The sequence below is a fragment of the Streptomyces sp. NPDC007162 genome, assembly GCF_040634175.1.
Lineage (GTDB): Bacteria > Actinomycetota > Actinomycetes > Streptomycetales > Streptomycetaceae > Streptomyces.
Genome location: NZ_JBEYFC010000065.1, coordinates 1 through 14,753, shown reverse-complemented (window position 1 = coordinate 14,753; position 14,753 = coordinate 1). Strand labels below are relative to the sequence as shown.

At 71.9% G+C, this 14,753-nt stretch carries 21 protein-coding genes; 16 read left to right on the top strand and 5 right to left on the bottom strand.

Annotated elements, in window-relative coordinates; all coding sequences use genetic code 11:
• Positions 1-3: 3 nt before the first annotated feature.
• The 5 genes from ABZ646_RS10895 to ABZ646_RS10875 all read left to right on the top strand — a co-directional run bounded on the left by ABZ646_RS10895 (position 4) and on the right by ABZ646_RS10875 (position 3,937).
• Entirely contained in the window at positions 4-1,083 is a 1,080-nt protein-coding gene (locus tag ABZ646_RS10895) for a hypothetical protein (protein WP_360515841.1), read from the top strand.
• Positions 1,084-1,233: 150 nt separating this feature from the next.
• Entirely contained in the window at positions 1,234-1,971 is a 738-nt protein-coding gene (locus tag ABZ646_RS10890) for a DUF2993 domain-containing protein (RefSeq protein WP_360515838.1), read from the top strand.
• Between the two features lie 412 nt (positions 1,972-2,383).
• Complete coding sequence (locus ABZ646_RS10885) at positions 2,384-3,223, top strand: sulfurtransferase (protein ID WP_360515835.1); 840 nt, start codon at positions 2,384-2,386, stop codon at positions 3,221-3,223.
• Positions 3,224-3,286: 63 nt separating this feature from the next.
• The gene (locus tag ABZ646_RS10880; protein WP_046732511.1) at positions 3,287-3,574 is read left to right on the top strand and encodes a DUF1416 domain-containing protein; all 288 of its coding nucleotides are present in this window, start codon (positions 3,287-3,289) and stop codon (positions 3,572-3,574) included.
• A gap of 99 nt (positions 3,575-3,673) precedes the next feature.
• Entirely contained in the window at positions 3,674-3,937 is a 264-nt protein-coding gene (locus ABZ646_RS10875; protein WP_132892091.1) for a DUF3099 domain-containing protein, read from the top strand.
• 33 nt (positions 3,938-3,970) lie between these two features.
• On the opposite strand, the gene ABZ646_RS10870 is transcribed toward ABZ646_RS10875, so the two are convergent.
• On the bottom strand, positions 3,971-4,816 hold the full coding sequence (locus tag ABZ646_RS10870) for an NAD(P)H-binding protein (RefSeq protein ID WP_360515832.1): 846 nt from the start codon (positions 4,814-4,816) through the stop codon (positions 3,971-3,973).
• Between the two features lie 110 nt (positions 4,817-4,926).
• On the opposite strand from ABZ646_RS10870, the gene ABZ646_RS10865 reads away from it, so the two are divergent.
• On the top strand, positions 4,927-5,295 hold the full coding sequence (locus tag ABZ646_RS10865; protein ID WP_360515829.1) for a helix-turn-helix domain-containing protein: 369 nt from the start codon (positions 4,927-4,929) through the stop codon (positions 5,293-5,295).
• A gap of 15 nt (positions 5,296-5,310) precedes the next feature.
• On the opposite strand, the gene ABZ646_RS10860 is transcribed toward ABZ646_RS10865, so the two are convergent.
• Positions 5,311-5,673: a DsrE family protein gene (locus ABZ646_RS10860; RefSeq protein ID WP_360515826.1), complete on the bottom strand. Its 363-nt coding sequence runs from the start codon at positions 5,671-5,673 to the stop codon at positions 5,311-5,313.
• A 79-nt stretch (positions 5,674-5,752) separates the two neighbouring features.
• Here ABZ646_RS10860 and ABZ646_RS10855 point away from each other — a divergent pair, with 79 nt between their 5' ends.
• The gene (locus ABZ646_RS10855; protein WP_360515823.1) at positions 5,753-6,490 is read left to right on the top strand and encodes a DUF4097 family beta strand repeat-containing protein; all 738 of its coding nucleotides are present in this window, start codon (positions 5,753-5,755) and stop codon (positions 6,488-6,490) included.
• Between the two features lie 15 nt (positions 6,491-6,505).
• On the opposite strand, the gene ABZ646_RS10850 is transcribed toward ABZ646_RS10855, so the two are convergent.
• A complete protein-coding gene (locus ABZ646_RS10850) occupies positions 6,506-6,877 on the bottom strand; it encodes a hypothetical protein (RefSeq protein ID WP_360515820.1) in 372 nt (123 codons plus the stop codon).
• Between the two features lie 127 nt (positions 6,878-7,004).
• On the opposite strand from ABZ646_RS10850, the gene ABZ646_RS10845 reads away from it, so the two are divergent.
• The gene (locus ABZ646_RS10845; protein WP_360515889.1) at positions 7,005-7,163 is read left to right on the top strand and encodes a DUF397 domain-containing protein; all 159 of its coding nucleotides are present in this window, start codon (positions 7,005-7,007) and stop codon (positions 7,161-7,163) included.
• Here ABZ646_RS10845 and ABZ646_RS10840 read toward each other — a convergent pair.
• Positions 7,094-8,002 carry a LysR substrate-binding domain-containing protein gene (locus ABZ646_RS10840; protein WP_360515817.1) on the bottom strand — a complete coding sequence of 303 codons (909 nt, stop codon included), beginning with the start codon at positions 8,000-8,002 and terminating at the stop codon, positions 7,094-7,096. The two genes, ABZ646_RS10845 and ABZ646_RS10840, sit on opposite strands and share 70 nt — an antisense overlap.
• Positions 8,003-8,082: 80 nt before the next feature.
• Here ABZ646_RS10840 and ABZ646_RS10835 point away from each other — a divergent pair, with 80 nt between their 5' ends.
• From ABZ646_RS10835 to ABZ646_RS10800, 8 genes are all read left to right on the top strand, one after another.
• Positions 8,083-8,565 (top strand): cupin domain-containing protein, encoded by a 483-nt coding sequence (locus tag ABZ646_RS10835; protein ID WP_360515814.1) that lies wholly within the window; start codon positions 8,083-8,085, stop codon positions 8,563-8,565.
• Positions 8,562-8,921 carry a DoxX family protein gene (locus ABZ646_RS10830; protein WP_360515811.1) on the top strand — a complete coding sequence of 120 codons (360 nt, stop codon included), beginning with the start codon at positions 8,562-8,564 and terminating at the stop codon, positions 8,919-8,921. The genes ABZ646_RS10835 and ABZ646_RS10830 overlap by 4 nt, the downstream gene beginning before the upstream one ends.
• A gap of 97 nt (positions 8,922-9,018) precedes the next feature.
• Complete coding sequence (locus ABZ646_RS10825) at positions 9,019-9,774, top strand: hypothetical protein (protein WP_360515808.1); 756 nt, start codon at positions 9,019-9,021, stop codon at positions 9,772-9,774.
• Positions 9,771-10,901, top strand: a complete 1,131-nt coding sequence (locus ABZ646_RS10820) for a hypothetical protein (protein ID WP_360515805.1) — start codon at positions 9,771-9,773, stop codon at positions 10,899-10,901. The genes ABZ646_RS10825 and ABZ646_RS10820 overlap by 4 nt, the downstream gene beginning before the upstream one ends.
• Positions 10,898-11,755, top strand: coding sequence for a hypothetical protein (locus tag ABZ646_RS10815; protein ID WP_360515802.1), 858 nt, complete (start codon positions 10,898-10,900; stop codon positions 11,753-11,755). The genes ABZ646_RS10820 and ABZ646_RS10815 overlap by 4 nt, the downstream gene beginning before the upstream one ends.
• A gap of 217 nt (positions 11,756-11,972) precedes the next feature.
• Positions 11,973-12,548: an FABP family protein gene (locus ABZ646_RS10810; protein ID WP_360515799.1), complete on the top strand. Its 576-nt coding sequence runs from the start codon at positions 11,973-11,975 to the stop codon at positions 12,546-12,548.
• Positions 12,549-12,725: 177 nt separating this feature from the next.
• A complete protein-coding gene (locus ABZ646_RS10805) occupies positions 12,726-13,187 on the top strand; it encodes a Fur family transcriptional regulator (protein ID WP_360515796.1) in 462 nt (153 codons plus the stop codon).
• Between the two features lie 10 nt (positions 13,188-13,197).
• Positions 13,198-14,163 (top strand): folate-binding protein, encoded by a 966-nt coding sequence (locus ABZ646_RS10800; RefSeq protein ID WP_360515793.1) that lies wholly within the window; start codon positions 13,198-13,200, stop codon positions 14,161-14,163.
• 21 nt (positions 14,164-14,184) lie between these two features.
• Here ABZ646_RS10800 and dtd read toward each other — a convergent pair whose 3' ends face one another.
• Positions 14,185-14,610 (bottom strand): D-aminoacyl-tRNA deacylase, encoded by a 426-nt coding sequence (dtd, locus tag ABZ646_RS10795; RefSeq protein ID WP_360515790.1) that lies wholly within the window; start codon positions 14,608-14,610, stop codon positions 14,185-14,187.
• Between the last annotated feature and the right edge of the window lie 143 nt (positions 14,611-14,753).

The following is a 14,753-nucleotide window of genomic DNA, read 5'->3' as shown; positions in this document are numbered from 1 at the left end:
GCGATGAGCAACCAGCCGTACGAGGGCTACGACCCGTACCAGCAGCCCCAGCAGCCCCAGCAGCAGCCGGGGCCCCAGCAGTGGGGGTACGACGAGCAGCAGTACGCCACGCAGCAGTGGCAGGGGCAGACCTGGGAGACCCAGACGCACGCCCCGGTGCCGCCGGCGCCCCCGGTGCCGTCGGCCGCGGAGACGGCGTACCTCCAGCCGCAGTACCAGCAGCCGCAGGCGTACGCCGCGCAGCCGGCCCCCGCTCCCGCCGCTGCCCCGGCGGGCGCCCCCGCACCCGCTGAACCCGGCCAGGGGTACGGTCCCGCGACCCTCGCAGGCAACGCACGGATCACCGACGCGCAGCGGGCCCGGCTGGAGGGGCGCTCGCCGATCATCGAGCCGGGGATGCAGCCGGCGCTGCTCACCGCCCTGCTCGGCGTGCTCCTCGCGGCGACGGCGCAGGTCTCCTCGTACGCGCTGGTCGTCCCCCTGGTGGCCCTTCAGGCGGTCACGGCCGCGGGCTGGTTCCGGCTGAACGGCATGTGGCCCGCCCGGCAGGGCATCGCGCTGGCCTTCCTCGGCGGGGTGACGGCGGACGTGGCGGTGCTCGTCGCGGGCCGCGACCAGGCCCCGGCGGCGATCCTGGGTCCCCTGGGCGTGTGGGTCCTGCTCACCCTGGTCCTCCAGCTCCGCTCGCACGCGGACCCGGACACCCGGATGTACGGCCTGATGGCCACCGTCGCCTCGTCCGCGCTGGCGATCATCGCGACCGGGTACCTCGGTGCGGAGACCGACGCGGTGACGGTGGGGGCGGCGGCGGTGGCCGTCGCGGTCCTCGCCAGAGCCCTTCCGCTGCCGACCCCGGCCTCCGTGGTCGTCGCGCTGCTGGCGGCGACCGGGGCGGGGATCGCGGTGGGCGGGATGACGGGCGTGGGGACGCGCGGGGCGCTGATCGGGGTGGCGGCCGGGGTGTGCGCACTCATCGGCCACCGGGTGGCGAGCTACGACTACCCGTCGAGGTTCGTCCACTTCACCGCGGGCGTGGCCCTGCCGCTGGCGGCGGCGGCCCCGGCGATCTGGATCCTGCACTGACGTCTCGGCAGCAACCCCCACCGGGCCGCACCCGAAACACGGTCCCCACTGTCACAGGTGTTCGACAAATCCCCGTCCCCCCGTTCCCGCAGGGTTAGCGTGGGCAGCCGAGAGGAAACCGTCGGCCGTCGACCCTGGGGACCCCACCACATGCGCGCCCTGCGAATACTCGTGACCGTCGTCGTGATCCTCGGCATCCTCTTCGTGGTCGTCGACCGCGTCGCCGTGCACTTCGCCGAGGGGGAGGCCGCCGGCAAGCTGAAGACGACGGAGAACCTCGCGAGCGACCCCGACGTCTCCATCAAGGGCTTCCCCTTCCTCACCCAGGTGGCGAGCGGCACCCTGGACGACGTCCAGGTCGGCATCAAGGACTACGACGCCACCACCGGCACCGCCGGCAAGACCATCCGCATCGAGGAACTCAACGCCGACATGAAGGACGTCACCTTCACCGGCGACTACAGCTCGGCCACCGCCCGCACCGCCACCGGCAGCGCGCTGATCTCGTACAGCGAGCTGCTGAAGAACGTGGACACCCAGCCCACCGACCTGGGCCTCGGTTTCACCGGCCGGGTCGTCGGTCTCGCCGACGGCGGCAACGGCAAGATCAAGGTCACCCTCGACATCACCGTCCCCGGCATCAACGCCCACCAGAAGGTCCCCGTCCTCAGCACGGTCACCGTCAAGGACAACTCCGTGCAGGTGCACGCCGACGACCTCCCGAAGCTCGCCGGGGTCACCCTCGTGGAGAACCGCTTCCGGCAGGCCTCCGACTTCCAGCAGGCGATCGACCAGCTCCCCGGCGGCGTCCGGCTGGACAAGGTGGAGGCCGTGCAGGACGGTGTGAAGATCGCGGTGCAGGGTTCGAACGTCCGGCTGGCCGGGTAGTAAGCGCCACGGCGGTGCCCACGGCGGACGGGCAACCGTGTCCAGCAGGCGAGACGGCCACGTCCGTACCGCAGATGAGTGGACGGACACCGACGTCCGTCCACTCCGTCACGGCCCTGCGGAGACCCCGGCGTTCCGCAATTCGGACGATCGTGTCTCAACATGCGACATGCCGGTGACATGCCCGGTTATCCGTCCCTACGATCGAGCCTTATGAAGCGACAGGCGGACCTCACGAAGCGGCGGGCAGTCGACCTGTGCCGCGTCGCCGCCATGCTCTGTCGCACTTTCTGAGCGGAAGCACCGGCTTCCGCATCCCCGCCCTGCCCACGCTCAGGGCATCCGTGCGCGCCGCCGCGCACCACCCGCACTCGCAACGCCCCGCCGCACCTGCCCCGGAGGAGAGAAGAGCATGAGCCGCAGCGACGTCCTGGTCGACGCCGACTGGGTCCAGGACAACCTGGACAACCCCGAGATCGCGATCGTGGAGGTGGACGAGGACACCTCCGCCTACGAGAAGAACCACATCAGGAACGCGATCCGCATCGACTGGACCAAGGACCTGCAGGACCCGGTCCGCCGCGACTTCATCGACCAGGAGGGCTTCGAGAAGCTCCTGTCGGCGAAGGGCATCGCCAACGACACGCTGGTGATCCTGTACGGCGGCAACAACAACTGGTTCGCGTCCTACGCCTACTGGTACTTCAAGCTGTACGGCCACGAGAACGTCAAGCTCCTCGACGGCGGCCGCAAGAAGTGGGAGCTGGACGCCCGCGAGCTGGTCGAGGAGGTCCCGGAGCGCACCGAGACCACCTACACCGCCAAGCCGCAGAACACCGCGATCCGCGCCTTCCGCGACGACGTCGTGGCGGCCATCGGCTCGCAGAACCTCGTCGACGTGCGGTCCCCCGACGAGTTCTCCGGCAAGCTGCTCGCCCCGGCCCACCTGCCGCAGGAGCAGTCGCAGCGTCCGGGCCACGTCCCGTCCGCCCGCAACATCCCGTGGTCGAAGAACGCCAACGACGACGGCACCTTCAAGTCGGACGACGAGCTCAAGGAGCTCTACGCCGAGGAGCAGGTGGACCTCGCCAAGGACACCATCGCCTACTGCCGCATCGGTGAGCGCTCGGCCCTGACCTGGTTCGTCCTGCACGAGCTGCTCGGTGTCGAGAACGTCAAGAACTACGACGGCTCCTGGACCGAGTACGGCAGCCTCGTCGGCGTCCCGATCGAGCTCGGCGCCAACAAGTAGGCCCCCGCACGTCCCGCACGTCCCCCTCAGACCGACCTTTCAAGACCTCGACAGGAGTAACGCATGTGTGGAGCGAAGGCCGGCGGCCCGGACCCCTCGACGATCAAGCCCGGTGAGACCACGATCCAGGGTCAGGTGACCCGCGACGGCGAGCCGGTGGTGGGCTACGTCCGCCTCCTGGACTCGACCGGCGAGTTCACCGCGGAGGTCCCGACCTCCGCCACCGGACAGTTCCGCTTCTACGCGGCGGAGGGCACCTGGACCGTCCGCGCCCTCGTCCCCGGCGGTACCGCCGACCGCACGGTCGTCGCCCAGCAGGGCGGCCTCGCCGAGGTCGCGATCGCGGTCTGAGAGCAGCACCCACGGCCAGGGGCCGTGTCTCCGGGGCGGCGTCCGACCCGGGGACACGGCCCCTGCGCCGTGCCGGGGCACCGGACCTACTCTGGAGTCATGCTCGCTCGTCGGCGTCGCACCTACTTCGTCATGATGGGGATCTGCATCGGGCTCTTCGTCCTGGCGTGGGGAGTCGTGCGCATCTGGTCCGTCCCCGCCGCGGTGGGGATGTGCCTGGTGGCCATGGTCATCCCGCCGGTCGCCGCGATGGTCGCGAACCGTCGCGGCCCCGACGACCGCTGGTGGGACGACCCCTCCGGGGACCCCCAGTCCGACGAGTGGTGGGACGAACTGGACGGCAAGAAGCGCCCCCGCCCCTGAGCCACCCCGATGCCGGCACCTGCCTCCCGCGACCTACCGGAACGCCGCCACGTTGCTTCGGGCCCACTCCGCGAAGGTCCGGGGCGGGCGGCCCAGCACCGTTGCCACGTCCGGGCCGATCCGGAGTTCGGCCTCGGTGGGCTCGCCGAGTACGGACAGCGTCGTCTCCACCACGGGCTCCGGCATGAACGCGGCCATCCGTGCCCGCGCCGCCGCCCGGCTCAGCTCCACGAACCGCACCGGCTCCCCGAGGGCCGCCCCGATCGCCGCCGCCTGCTGCCGGGGCGTGACGACCGCCGGCCCGTTCAGCTCGTACACCCTGCCCGTGTGCTCGTCCTTGCGCAGGGCCACGGCGGCCGCCTCCCCGACGTCCGCCGGGTCGACGACGGGGAGCCCGACGTCCCCGAACGGCGCGGCCACGGTCCGCTCGGCGCGTACCGACTCCGCCCAGGCGTAGGCGTTGGAGGCGAAGCCGCCGGGACGCAGGATCGTCCAGCCCAGGTCCGAGGCGCGCACCGCCTCCTCGACCGCCCGCATCATCCCGCCGTGCGAGGGCGAATCCGGCCTCGTCGCCACGCCCTGCGAGGAGAGCAGCACCACCCGCCGCACCCCGGCCTCCCGGGCCCGGTCCAGCACGGCCCGCGCGTCGAGCCCGTGCCCACCCGTCCCGCCGTCGTGCAGGAACAGCGCCTCGGCGCCCTCGAAGGCGGGACGCAGGGAATCGGGCTCGCCCAGATCGCCCCGCAGGTGCCCGACCCCGTCCGGCAGCTCCACCGGGGCCGTGCCCCGCGACACCGCCGTCACCCGCTCCCCGGCCTCCGCCAGGGCCCGCACCAGCGACCGCCCGACGTTCCCGGTCGCACCCGTCACCACGATCATGCTCAACTCCCGTGTCTTCCCGGTGTTTTCAGCGATGACGGGGACGCTAACAGCGTCGATATAGTAGGTACCCAGAGGAAAGTGACTACCCCGGAGGGGTGTACCGGCCGATGGAGACCGACCCGGAGCTGGCGTGCCCGATCTCCCCGGTCGTGGACATCGTGTTCAGCCGCTGGACCACACCGGTCCTCTGGTCGCTGCACGCCTTCGGCCGCCAGCGGTTCGTGGAGCTGGAGCGGCGCATCACGGGCATCACCCCGAAGGTGCTCACCCAGCGCCTGCGCCAGCTGGAGCGGGACGGCATGGTCGTGCGCACCTACCACCCCGAGGTGCCGCCCCGCGTCGAGTACGAGATCAGCGAACTCGGCGCCACCCTCGCCCCGCTCTTCGCCCACCTCGCCGACTGGGCCGGCACCCACCTCGACCACGTCGACCAGGCCCGGCAGCGCTACGACGAGTCGGGCCGGCCCCGCTCCTAGCGTCGCCCGGCGTGCCTAGTAGACGAGCGCCTGCGTGCCCTCGGCCACTGCCTCCTGCACGAACACCTGCGCGCCCGCGATCCGCACGCCCTCGATCACGTCCTTCTCCGTGATGTCCCGGCGGGCCGCGCACTGGGTGCACAGCGTGAGCGTGCCGCCCGCCAGGACCGAGTCGAGCAGGTCCGGCAGCGGCGCGGCGTGCGGCAGCTCGAACTCGGCCGCCCGCCCCGGCAGCGCGAACCACGCGGACTCCCCGGTCAGCCACATCGACACCTCGACGCCGCTGGCCACGGCCACCGCCGCCACCGTGAACGCCTGCGAACACCGCTCCGGGGCGTCCGCCCCGGCCGTCACCTTGATCAGGAGCTTCTTGGTCATGCGAGCAGCGTAATCGCGGGCCGGGATCGGGGGGTTTTCCCCATCGTGGGCGGCGACGCGGCTGCGTAGAGTCCCCTCCATGCGTCTCTTACCGAACCGCGTCCTGGCGTCGGCGGCTCTGACCGCTCTCACTCTCGGCGGGCTCTCCGCCTGCTCGGTCGTCGACCAGAAGACCTTCGAGGACGATGCCAAGGTGCCCCAGAAGATCACCGCGATCCGTCTCGACAGCGGCAACGGCGGGGTGCGGGTGGAGGCCTCGGCGGACGTCTCGACGACCTCCGTCCACCGCAAGGTCGACTACCGCGGCGACAAGCCGACCGGCACCTCGTTCAGCGTCGGCAACGGCGTCCTGACGCTCTCCGGCTGCGGCCGGCACTGCGGCGTCGACTACGTGGTCAAGGTGCCCGCCGGTCTCCCGGTCACGGGAGGCACCTCCAACGGCGGCGTCACCCTGACCGGCGTCGGCCCGGTCGACGTGCACACCAGCAACGGCGAGATCGCCGTGGACGGGGCGAAGGGGCCCGTGAGGCTGCGCACGTCCAACGGCGACGTCCAGGTCAAGGGCGCCACGGGGGGCGACGTCGACACCGAGACGACGAACGGCGAGGTGACGATCCGGACGGCCACCCCGCAGAACATCACGGCCCGCACGACCAGCGGCAGCCTCACGGTCACCGCCCCGCCCGCCGACTACCGCATCTCGGCGAGCGACTCCCACGGCGACCAGAAGGTGGGGTTCAAGAACGACCCGTCGGGCCGCTACCGCCTGGACCTGTCGACGACCAACGGTGACCTGACGGTGGAGCCGACGCACTGACGTCCGCGGCACGCTTCACGGCCGGTGCTCCGCGCGCTGGTGCTGGCGCAGCAGCACGTTCGCGTCGACGGCCGCGCTGTGGTCGTACGCGACGAGCGCGGTCTCCCGCCGGCCGCCCAGCTCCGCGCACGCGGCGCAGCCGGGTACCGGCCGGGGCGGCCGGCTGAGGTCCTCCGGGTCCGGTGGTACGGACCGGGTACGGTCGTTCGCCGCGCGTACGCCGGCGCTGATCCGTTCTCTGTCGGTGGCGGGCCGCAGCGTCGCGGGATCCGCCTCCCACTCCCTGCCGCCGCCGACGGGCCGCAGCATCGCGTACGGCCCCGAGCGGTCCCGGTACTCGCCGACCTGGTCGGTGGCGGTGTCGTAGAACAGGGTTCCGGGCTCCATGGCATTTGCTCCTTTCGTCCAACATCTATACGAAATGCGAGAGTTGGACTACTCTGCGTGTCGAGGCTGCTACGAGCATGGCCCGGGAGCGGGGTAGGCACGCCGATGAGGAGCGGTTCTTCCCCGTCTGGCGGCGCTGGTTCCACGTACGAGTCACCGAAGTCGCCGTAGGCCTCCCCCCTCCCACATCCCCGTCCGGGACAGCGAAGCCCCCTCCTACGGGACCCTTCTCCTCGACGCCTCTGCCTGGGCCGCCTTCGTGGACGGGGTCAAGCTGGCCCGGTAGGCCGCTTCCGCCACCTGCGCGAACGACCGCAGCAGCGGGTTTCCGTCGCCTTCGCGCCACGCCAGCACCACCCGGCTGGGTGCCATGTCGCCCACCGGCACCACCACGAGCCCGTCGCCGGGGTCGTGGTCGGCCAGGGTCATGCCGACCGTGCCGTTCCACAGCACCGCCTGCCTGCACTCCTGCACGGCCCGTACCACCGGCCCCTCCCGGACCGTCCCGCCGTTCCAGTACGACTGCCAGCGCCGGTCCGTGCCGTCCGGGAACCGGAACCACCGCCGGCCGGCCAGGTCGGCGAGCCGCAGGCTCGCCCGGTGCGCCGCCGGATCGTCGGCGCGCAGCAGCGCACCCACCGGGTCGGCCCGCAACTCCCGTACCGTCAGCCCGGTTTCGTCGAAGGGCGCCCGGGTCAGGGCGATGTCCACGGCGCCCGCGTGCAGCCCGCAGGTGGGATCGGTGAGGTCGGTCTCGCGGATGCGGATCTCGACGCCCGGGTGGCGGGCGCGGAAGGCGCGGGCCAGCCGGGTCACGCCCGGGTCCGTGCTGTCGCCGAGGAGGCCGACCGTGAGGACGGCGGTCCCGGCCGCCGCGGCGACGCGCACCCGCAGCGTGTCGGCCCGGTCGAGCAGGGCACGCGCCTCGGTGAGGAGGACCGCTCCGACGGGGGTGAGGGCGACACCGGCCGACGAACGTTCGAGGAGTACGGCCCCCGTCTCCGCCTCCAGCGCCCTGATCGCACGGCTCAGCGGGGGCTGGCTCATGTGGAGCCGTGCGGCGGCCCGGCCGAAGTGGAGTTCCTCGGCGACGGCCACGAAATAGCGCAGCGTCCGTAGCTCCATGCAGCCACGATACCGATCGGGTATCGAGGGCGCGGATCAGGTCCTGGACAGCCGCACCGCCCCGGCCGTCGAATCGAGGCATGACGACTCACGACGACATCCACCCTGACACCCCGGCGGTATCCGTTGTCGGCCCCGACGACGGCGAGGTGCTGCTGCTCGGCACCACCCGGATGCGCGTCCTGGAGGACGGCCGCACCACCGGCCACCGCCTCGGTCTCGCCGAGTCCGTGCTCGCCCCGCACACCCCCGGGCCGCCGCAGCACCGCCACGCCCAGCACGACGAGGGCTTCTACGTCATCTCCGGCTCGGTGCGCTTCACGGTCGGGGACGACGTTCACGACGCCACGGCGGGCACGCTCGTCATGGTCCCGCCCGGCGCCCCGCACACCTTCGCCAACGTCACCGACGCACCCGCCGTCATGCTCAGCACGTTCACCCCCGACCTGTACGTGCAGTACTTCCGGGACCTGCGGGACATGTTCGCGGCCGGTACGCCGCCGACCCGGCAGGCGCATGCCGAGGTGATGAGCCGGTACGCCACCGAGCCCGCCGCCTCATGAGGGCCGCGTACTGGATCCTGGCCGGTCTGCTCGCCCTCGTCCACCTCTACGGGGGCGGGCTGAAGGCGGTGCGGAGCCGGGAGGGGCTGCGGCCGATGATGGCGTGGGTGGACGACCTGCCGATGGCGGCCGTGCGGGCGATCGGCGCGGTCGAGGTGCTCGGCGCGCTCGGCCTGGTCCTGCCGCCCCTGACCGGGATCGCCCCCTGGCTGGCGGCGGTCGCCGCAGCCGGGTTCGTCCTCCTCCAACTCGGCGCGATCCGGGTTCATGTGCGGATGGGGGACCGTCAACTCGCCCTGAACGGAGGCCTGCTGATCGCGGCGGCGGTGACCTGCGCGCTCGCGCCGGTGTCCTGATCGTGATCAATCGCTGTACAACTCAGTGATCCGGCCATGAGTCTCCTGTGCAGCGCGGATCAAGGAATCTGCGCCTCCGTTCGCACAGGGGGGCCCCTTGGAGACACCAGAAGCGCCACCTGACACACCGCCCGCGACCCGAAGACGGCGCCGCACTCCCGCCCTGATCGCCGGCGCCGCCGCGCTCGGCGTCGTCGCGGGCGCCTGCGTCGGCTACCTCGTCCAGGCCGACCGCGCGCCCACCGCCCTGCCGTCGCTCTCCCAGCCGTCGCTCGCGCAGGCGAAGGGCGCCGGTCCGGAGCCGCTGTCGGCCGCCCAGGACCGGAAGGTGAAGACCGACGGCGATCTGCGCAACCTGCTGCTGCGCAAACCCGCAGGGTCCCGCAAGGCGCTGATCGAGGTGGGCGGCGACGGGTGGATGGACCTGACCGCGTACGCGGAGGAGTTCCAGAGCCCGGCCAACGCGTTCCGCAGGCTGGCCAGGGAGGACGAGCTCCGTCGGGTGGCCGTCGTCGACTGGCGTGAGGGCAGCACGTACACCGCGGAGATCCGGCTGGTCCAGTACCGGGAGACGGAGCGCGGGACGCAGGCCGCCGACGACGCGGACGCCGGGAACGAGAACGCCCAGCCGCCGGACGACCACACCACCGACGGCTGGCCGATACCCGGCACCGGCGACGGCATGGCGTACGTGCACAACAAGCCCGACACGAGCTACGGCGTGAGCCTCTACTCGGCGGAGGCGCACGCGTGGCGCGGGGACATCGCCATGGAGATCTGGATCTACGACACGAAGCCGATCCCGGAGGCGAAGGTCATGGATCTGGCGAAGCGGCAGATGGAGCAGCTGTGAGCGACGACCCGCAACCCCCGCAGCCGGCCGCGGTGCCCGCCGAGCCGACGCAGCCCGTCGGGGCACCCACCGACTCCACGGTCGAGCCGACACGACCTGCCGACAATCCTGCCGACTCCACGACCGAGCCGCCACAGCCCGCCGCGCCCGCCGCGCCTGCCGGGGCCGCCGTGTCTGCCGGGGCTGCTGTGCCTGCCGGGGCCACCGCGCCCCTCGCGTCCGCCGTGTCTGCCGGGGCCGCCACGCCCGCCGTGCCCGCCGGGGCCGCCACGCCCGGCGCGCCCGCCGTGTCTGCCGGGGTCGCCGTGCCTGCCGTGCCCCTGGCGCCCCTCGCGCCCGCTGAGCTTGCCCCCGGGTCCGGCGGGCCCGCCGATGTGCCCCCGCCCGGTGGGAAGCGCCGGGACCGTCGTCGTATCGCCGCCCTCGCCGGTGTGGGCGTGGTGGTCGCGGCCGTTCTCGCGGGGGGCGCGTACACCGTCGTCACCGTCCGTGGCGCGGACCGCGACCCCGGCGCCCCGGTCTGGAGCCTGCCGAAGGCGCCCGAGCAGACCAGGCCGGCCGCGGGCAGCGGGCTGCGGGGGATGCTGCTGCCGTACGGCGACTCGTACGAGCGCGGCCCGGACATGACCCGGTTCGGGTCGGACGCCGCGCTGTCCGGCCGGGAGGCGGACCTGCTGCGCGCGGAGTCGATCAAGGACCTGCCGCGTTCCCAGCAGCGGGCCATGCAGCGGCAGTTCGACCGGAACCCGGTCAAGGGCATGGCGATGCGCAGCTACGTGAACACGGAGGTGCCGTACGCCAACACGTACACCATGCGGATCGTGCTGGCAGAGCTGGGCAGCCGCGGCACTGCCCGCTCCCTGGCCCAGCAGCAGAACGGCTACCTCGGCGCGCTGAAGGTGCTGCGCAAGGGCCCCGCGATCAAGGGGTACGAGAACTCGACCGCGTGCTTCCTGATGGCGTCCGGCTCGGCGGAGACGCTCGACCTGATGTTCTGCGACGGCTACGTCGGTGACGTCCTGGTCACCGCCACGGCCACCGCGGCCAAGCCGCTGAACAAGGGGAGCGCCGCGGACATGCTCCGCGCCCAGCTCGACCGCATCAAGGACCCGGGAGCATCGGTATGACCGTCAACGAGCCGGCGCAGGCCGCACCGGCGGCCGAGGAGATCCCGGTGCCGCCGGTGCCCACGGCGGCGCCCGAGCCCCCGAAGAAGGACCGGCGGCGGCTGCGGGCCGCGCTGCGCTGGGCCGCCGCGGTCGCCGTCTTCGCGGTCGCCGGGTCCGGGACGGCGTACGGCGTGACCCTGCTGGACCGGACCGACGTACCCGGCCTCGCCACCCACTCCGACGGCCGCTGGGACTACCCCGCGCTGGTGAAGCCCCCGCTGCCGGCCGGCAGCCCGGGACCGAACGACGACGCCCGCAACCAGGTCGGCGCCCACTACGCCGACCTGCGCAGACTCGTACTGCCCGCGCCGCGGGGCGCCACCGTGGACCCGGCGCTCAGGGGAACCGACGGCTGGCTGCCGACGAAGACGTTCCTCCAGGAGTTCGCGCACGCGGCGGACCGCACGGAGGTGGGCCAGAAGCTCACCGACAACGGCCTGCGGCACATCGCGGCCCGCGGCTGGACCACCGCCGACGGCACCCACACCCGCGTCTACCTGCTCCAGTTCGACACCGCGTCGATCGCCGAGCACATGCTCAGCAACGACTTCACGGGGTACGAGGCACCGAAGTACCCGGTGCGGGGCGGCGACGCGTACGAGCGGGACCTGGGCTTCCCGGTGGCCGCCCACCTCGATCGCGTGCACACCGCACCGATCCGCGAGAGCAAGCCGTACGGCGCAGAGGAGGTGCGGGAGGCGTACCTGGCCGCGGGCGACACCCTCGCCCTGGTCGTCCAGTCCCGCAAGGGCAGCGCGCTCGCCGTGCCCTTCGAGCAGACCGTCACCCTCCAGGGCGAGCTGCTGAGCTGACCTCGCCAAGAGCCCCGGGGCCCGGCCGCGTAAGCTGGGCCCCGGCTCTGTGTACGCCCACCCTCGCTCAAGGAGCACCCGTGGAGATCTTCTTCGAAACCCTGCTGGTCCTGGTCTGCGTCGGCGTCATCGCCTTCGCCGGACTGACCGTGAAGAAGCTGTACCAGGGCCAGCGCTGAACCACCCCGTCCAGGAACCCGTCTAGGAAACCGCCGACATGATCGAGATTCCGTCCGACCTGCACAAGGACCTGGTCCCGCTCGCCTTCCTGCTGGGCAGCTGGGCCGGCGCGGGCGTCCACGACTTCCCGGGCTCGGAGAAGTGCAACTTCGGCCAGGAGGTCGTCTTCGGCCACGACGGCCGGGACTTCCTGGAGTACCACTCCCAGACCTGGGTGCTGGACAACGACGGGAACAAGGTCCGTCCGCTGGAGACCGAGCACGGCTTCTGGCGCATCGACGCGGACCGCAGGGTCGAGGTCACGATGACCCGCGACGACGGCGTGATCGAGATCTGGTACGGCGAGATGGCCGACAAGAAGCCCCAGATCGACCTCGTGACGGACGCCGTGGCCCGCACCGCCGCCTCCGCGCCCTACACCGGCGGCAAGCGCCTGTACGGCTACGTCAAGAGCGACCTGATGTGGGTCGGCGAGAAGCAGACCCCCGAGGTCGAACTCCGCCCCTACATGTCGGCCCACCTGAAGAAGGTCGTCACCCCGGAGGACGTCGAGCGCTGGGCCAAGGCCCTCCCCGACGACATGCCGGACGACGGCATCGCGTTCTTCAAGTAGCCCTCTGCTGCTTCCTCAAGGCCTCGCCGCGGACCGCCGCCGGGGCCTTGTTCCACGCCCAGGGGTCAACAGTTTTCGCAGTGGCGGGGCTGCCGAGCCCACAAGCGGGAAACCAGCGCCGGGCTCGTGTTCTGTCCGCCGAGGAGTGACCTGGCGAACCCGCCCTAGACTGGGTGTGTGGTGAGCACCGACTGGAAGAGCGACCTCAGGCAGCGCGGCTACCGGCTGACGCCGCAGCGGCAACTCGTGCTCGAAGCCGTGGACACCCTTGAGCACGCGACCCCCGACGACATCCTCGGCGAGGTGCGGAAGACCGCGTCGGGGGTCAACATCTCCACGGTCTACCGGACCCTGGAGCTCCTGGAGGAGCTGGGGCTGGTCAGCCATGCCCATCTGGGGCACGGGGCGCCGACGTACCACCTCGCCGACCGGCACCACCACATCCACCTGGTCTGCCGCGACTGCGAGAACGTGATCGAGGCGGACGTGGCCGTGGCCGCCGAGTTCACCGCCAAGCTGCGGCGGGAGTTCGGCTTCGAGACAGACATGAAGCACTTCGCGATCTTCGGGCGCTGCAAGGACTGCATGCAGCGGGCGGCCGGGACCGCGACCGTCCGGACTTCAATTACCGAGTCGTAGGCTTAGTCGTATGAAGAGCCCCCTGCTGTCCCTGCCCGGAGCGGTGCCCGCCGAGGGCGTGGACGAAGGCGTCGCCGCCCACTACGGCGACCTGTTCCGCGAGCAGCGCGCCCTCGCCGACGGCGCCGGTTTCGTCGACCTGTCCCACCGGGGCGTCGTCGCCGTCACCGGCGAGGACCGGCTGAGCTGGCTGCACCTGCTGCTCACCCAGCACGTCAGCGAGCTGCCCACCGGCGAGGCCACCGAGGCGCTGATCCTCTCCGCCCACGGCCACATCGAGCACGCGCTGTACCTGGTCGACGACGGCACCACGGTCTGGGCCCACGTCGAGCCCGGCACCCAGGAGGCGCTGATCGCCTACCTGGAGTCGATGAAGTTCTTCTACCGGGTCGAGGTCGCCGACCGCACCGCCGACTTCGCGGTCGTCCACCTCCCGGCCGGTTCCATCGCCGAGGTCCCGGACGGGGTCGTCGTCCGCGAGACGGCGTACGGCCGTGACCTCTTCCTGCCCCGGGCGGAGCTGGAGTCGTTCGCCGCGAAGGCGGGCCCGGCCGCCGGGCTCCTCGCCTACGAGGCGCTGCGCGTCGAGCACCACCGGCCCCGGCTCGGCTTCGAGACCGACCACCGCACCATCCCGCACGAGCTGGGCTGGATCGGTACCGCCGTGCACCTGCAGAAGGGCTGCTACCGGGGCCAGGAGACCGTCGCCCGGGTGCAGAACCTCGGCAAGCCGCCGCGCCGCCTGGTCTTCCTGCACCTCGACGGCAGCGAGGTGCACCTGCCGCCGCCGGGCACCGAGATCCGCGTCGCCGACGAGGGCGAGGACGGCCGGAAGATCGGCTTCGTGACGACGTCGGTACGCCACTTCGAACTCGGCCCGGTCGCCCTGGCGTTGGTCAAGCGCAACGTGCCCGCCGACGCCCGGCTGGTCGCGGGGCAGACGGCGGCGGCGCAGGAAGTGATCGTCGAGCCGTAGGGCGACCCTGGAGGGGAGGATTCACATCTCCAGCAGGACGGTGAACGGCCCGTCGTTGGTCAGCGACACCCGCATCTGCGCTCCGAACCGGCCGGTCGCCACGGTTGCCCCGAGCGAGCGCAGCTGCGCGACGACCTCCTCCACGAGCGGCTCGGCGACCTCGCCGGGCGCCGCCGCGTTCCAGGTCGGCCGCCGCCCCTTGCGTGCGTCGCCGTACAGCGTGAACTGACTGATCACGAGCAGCGGCGCAGCGACGTCACTGCACGACTTCTCGTCCGCCAGCATGCGAACGGACCAGAGTTTCCTGGCGAGTTGGGCCGCCTTCTCCTTCGTGTCCGTGTGCGTCACCCCCACCAGCACGCACAGCCCCTCGCCCTCGATCGCGCCCACCGTCTCGCCGTCCACGACGACACTGGCACCGTCCACCCGCTGAACCACCGCTCGCATGCCCACCATCATGCCCGGCGTCCACCCGGCCCCCGCAGCGGGTCCATTTTTGATCCTTAAGGCCCTATCTACGGCCGTTCGGGGGCACTCATTCACATAGCGGCCACTTGGGGTGGCACCATGCTTCCACACGCCAGTCGAGG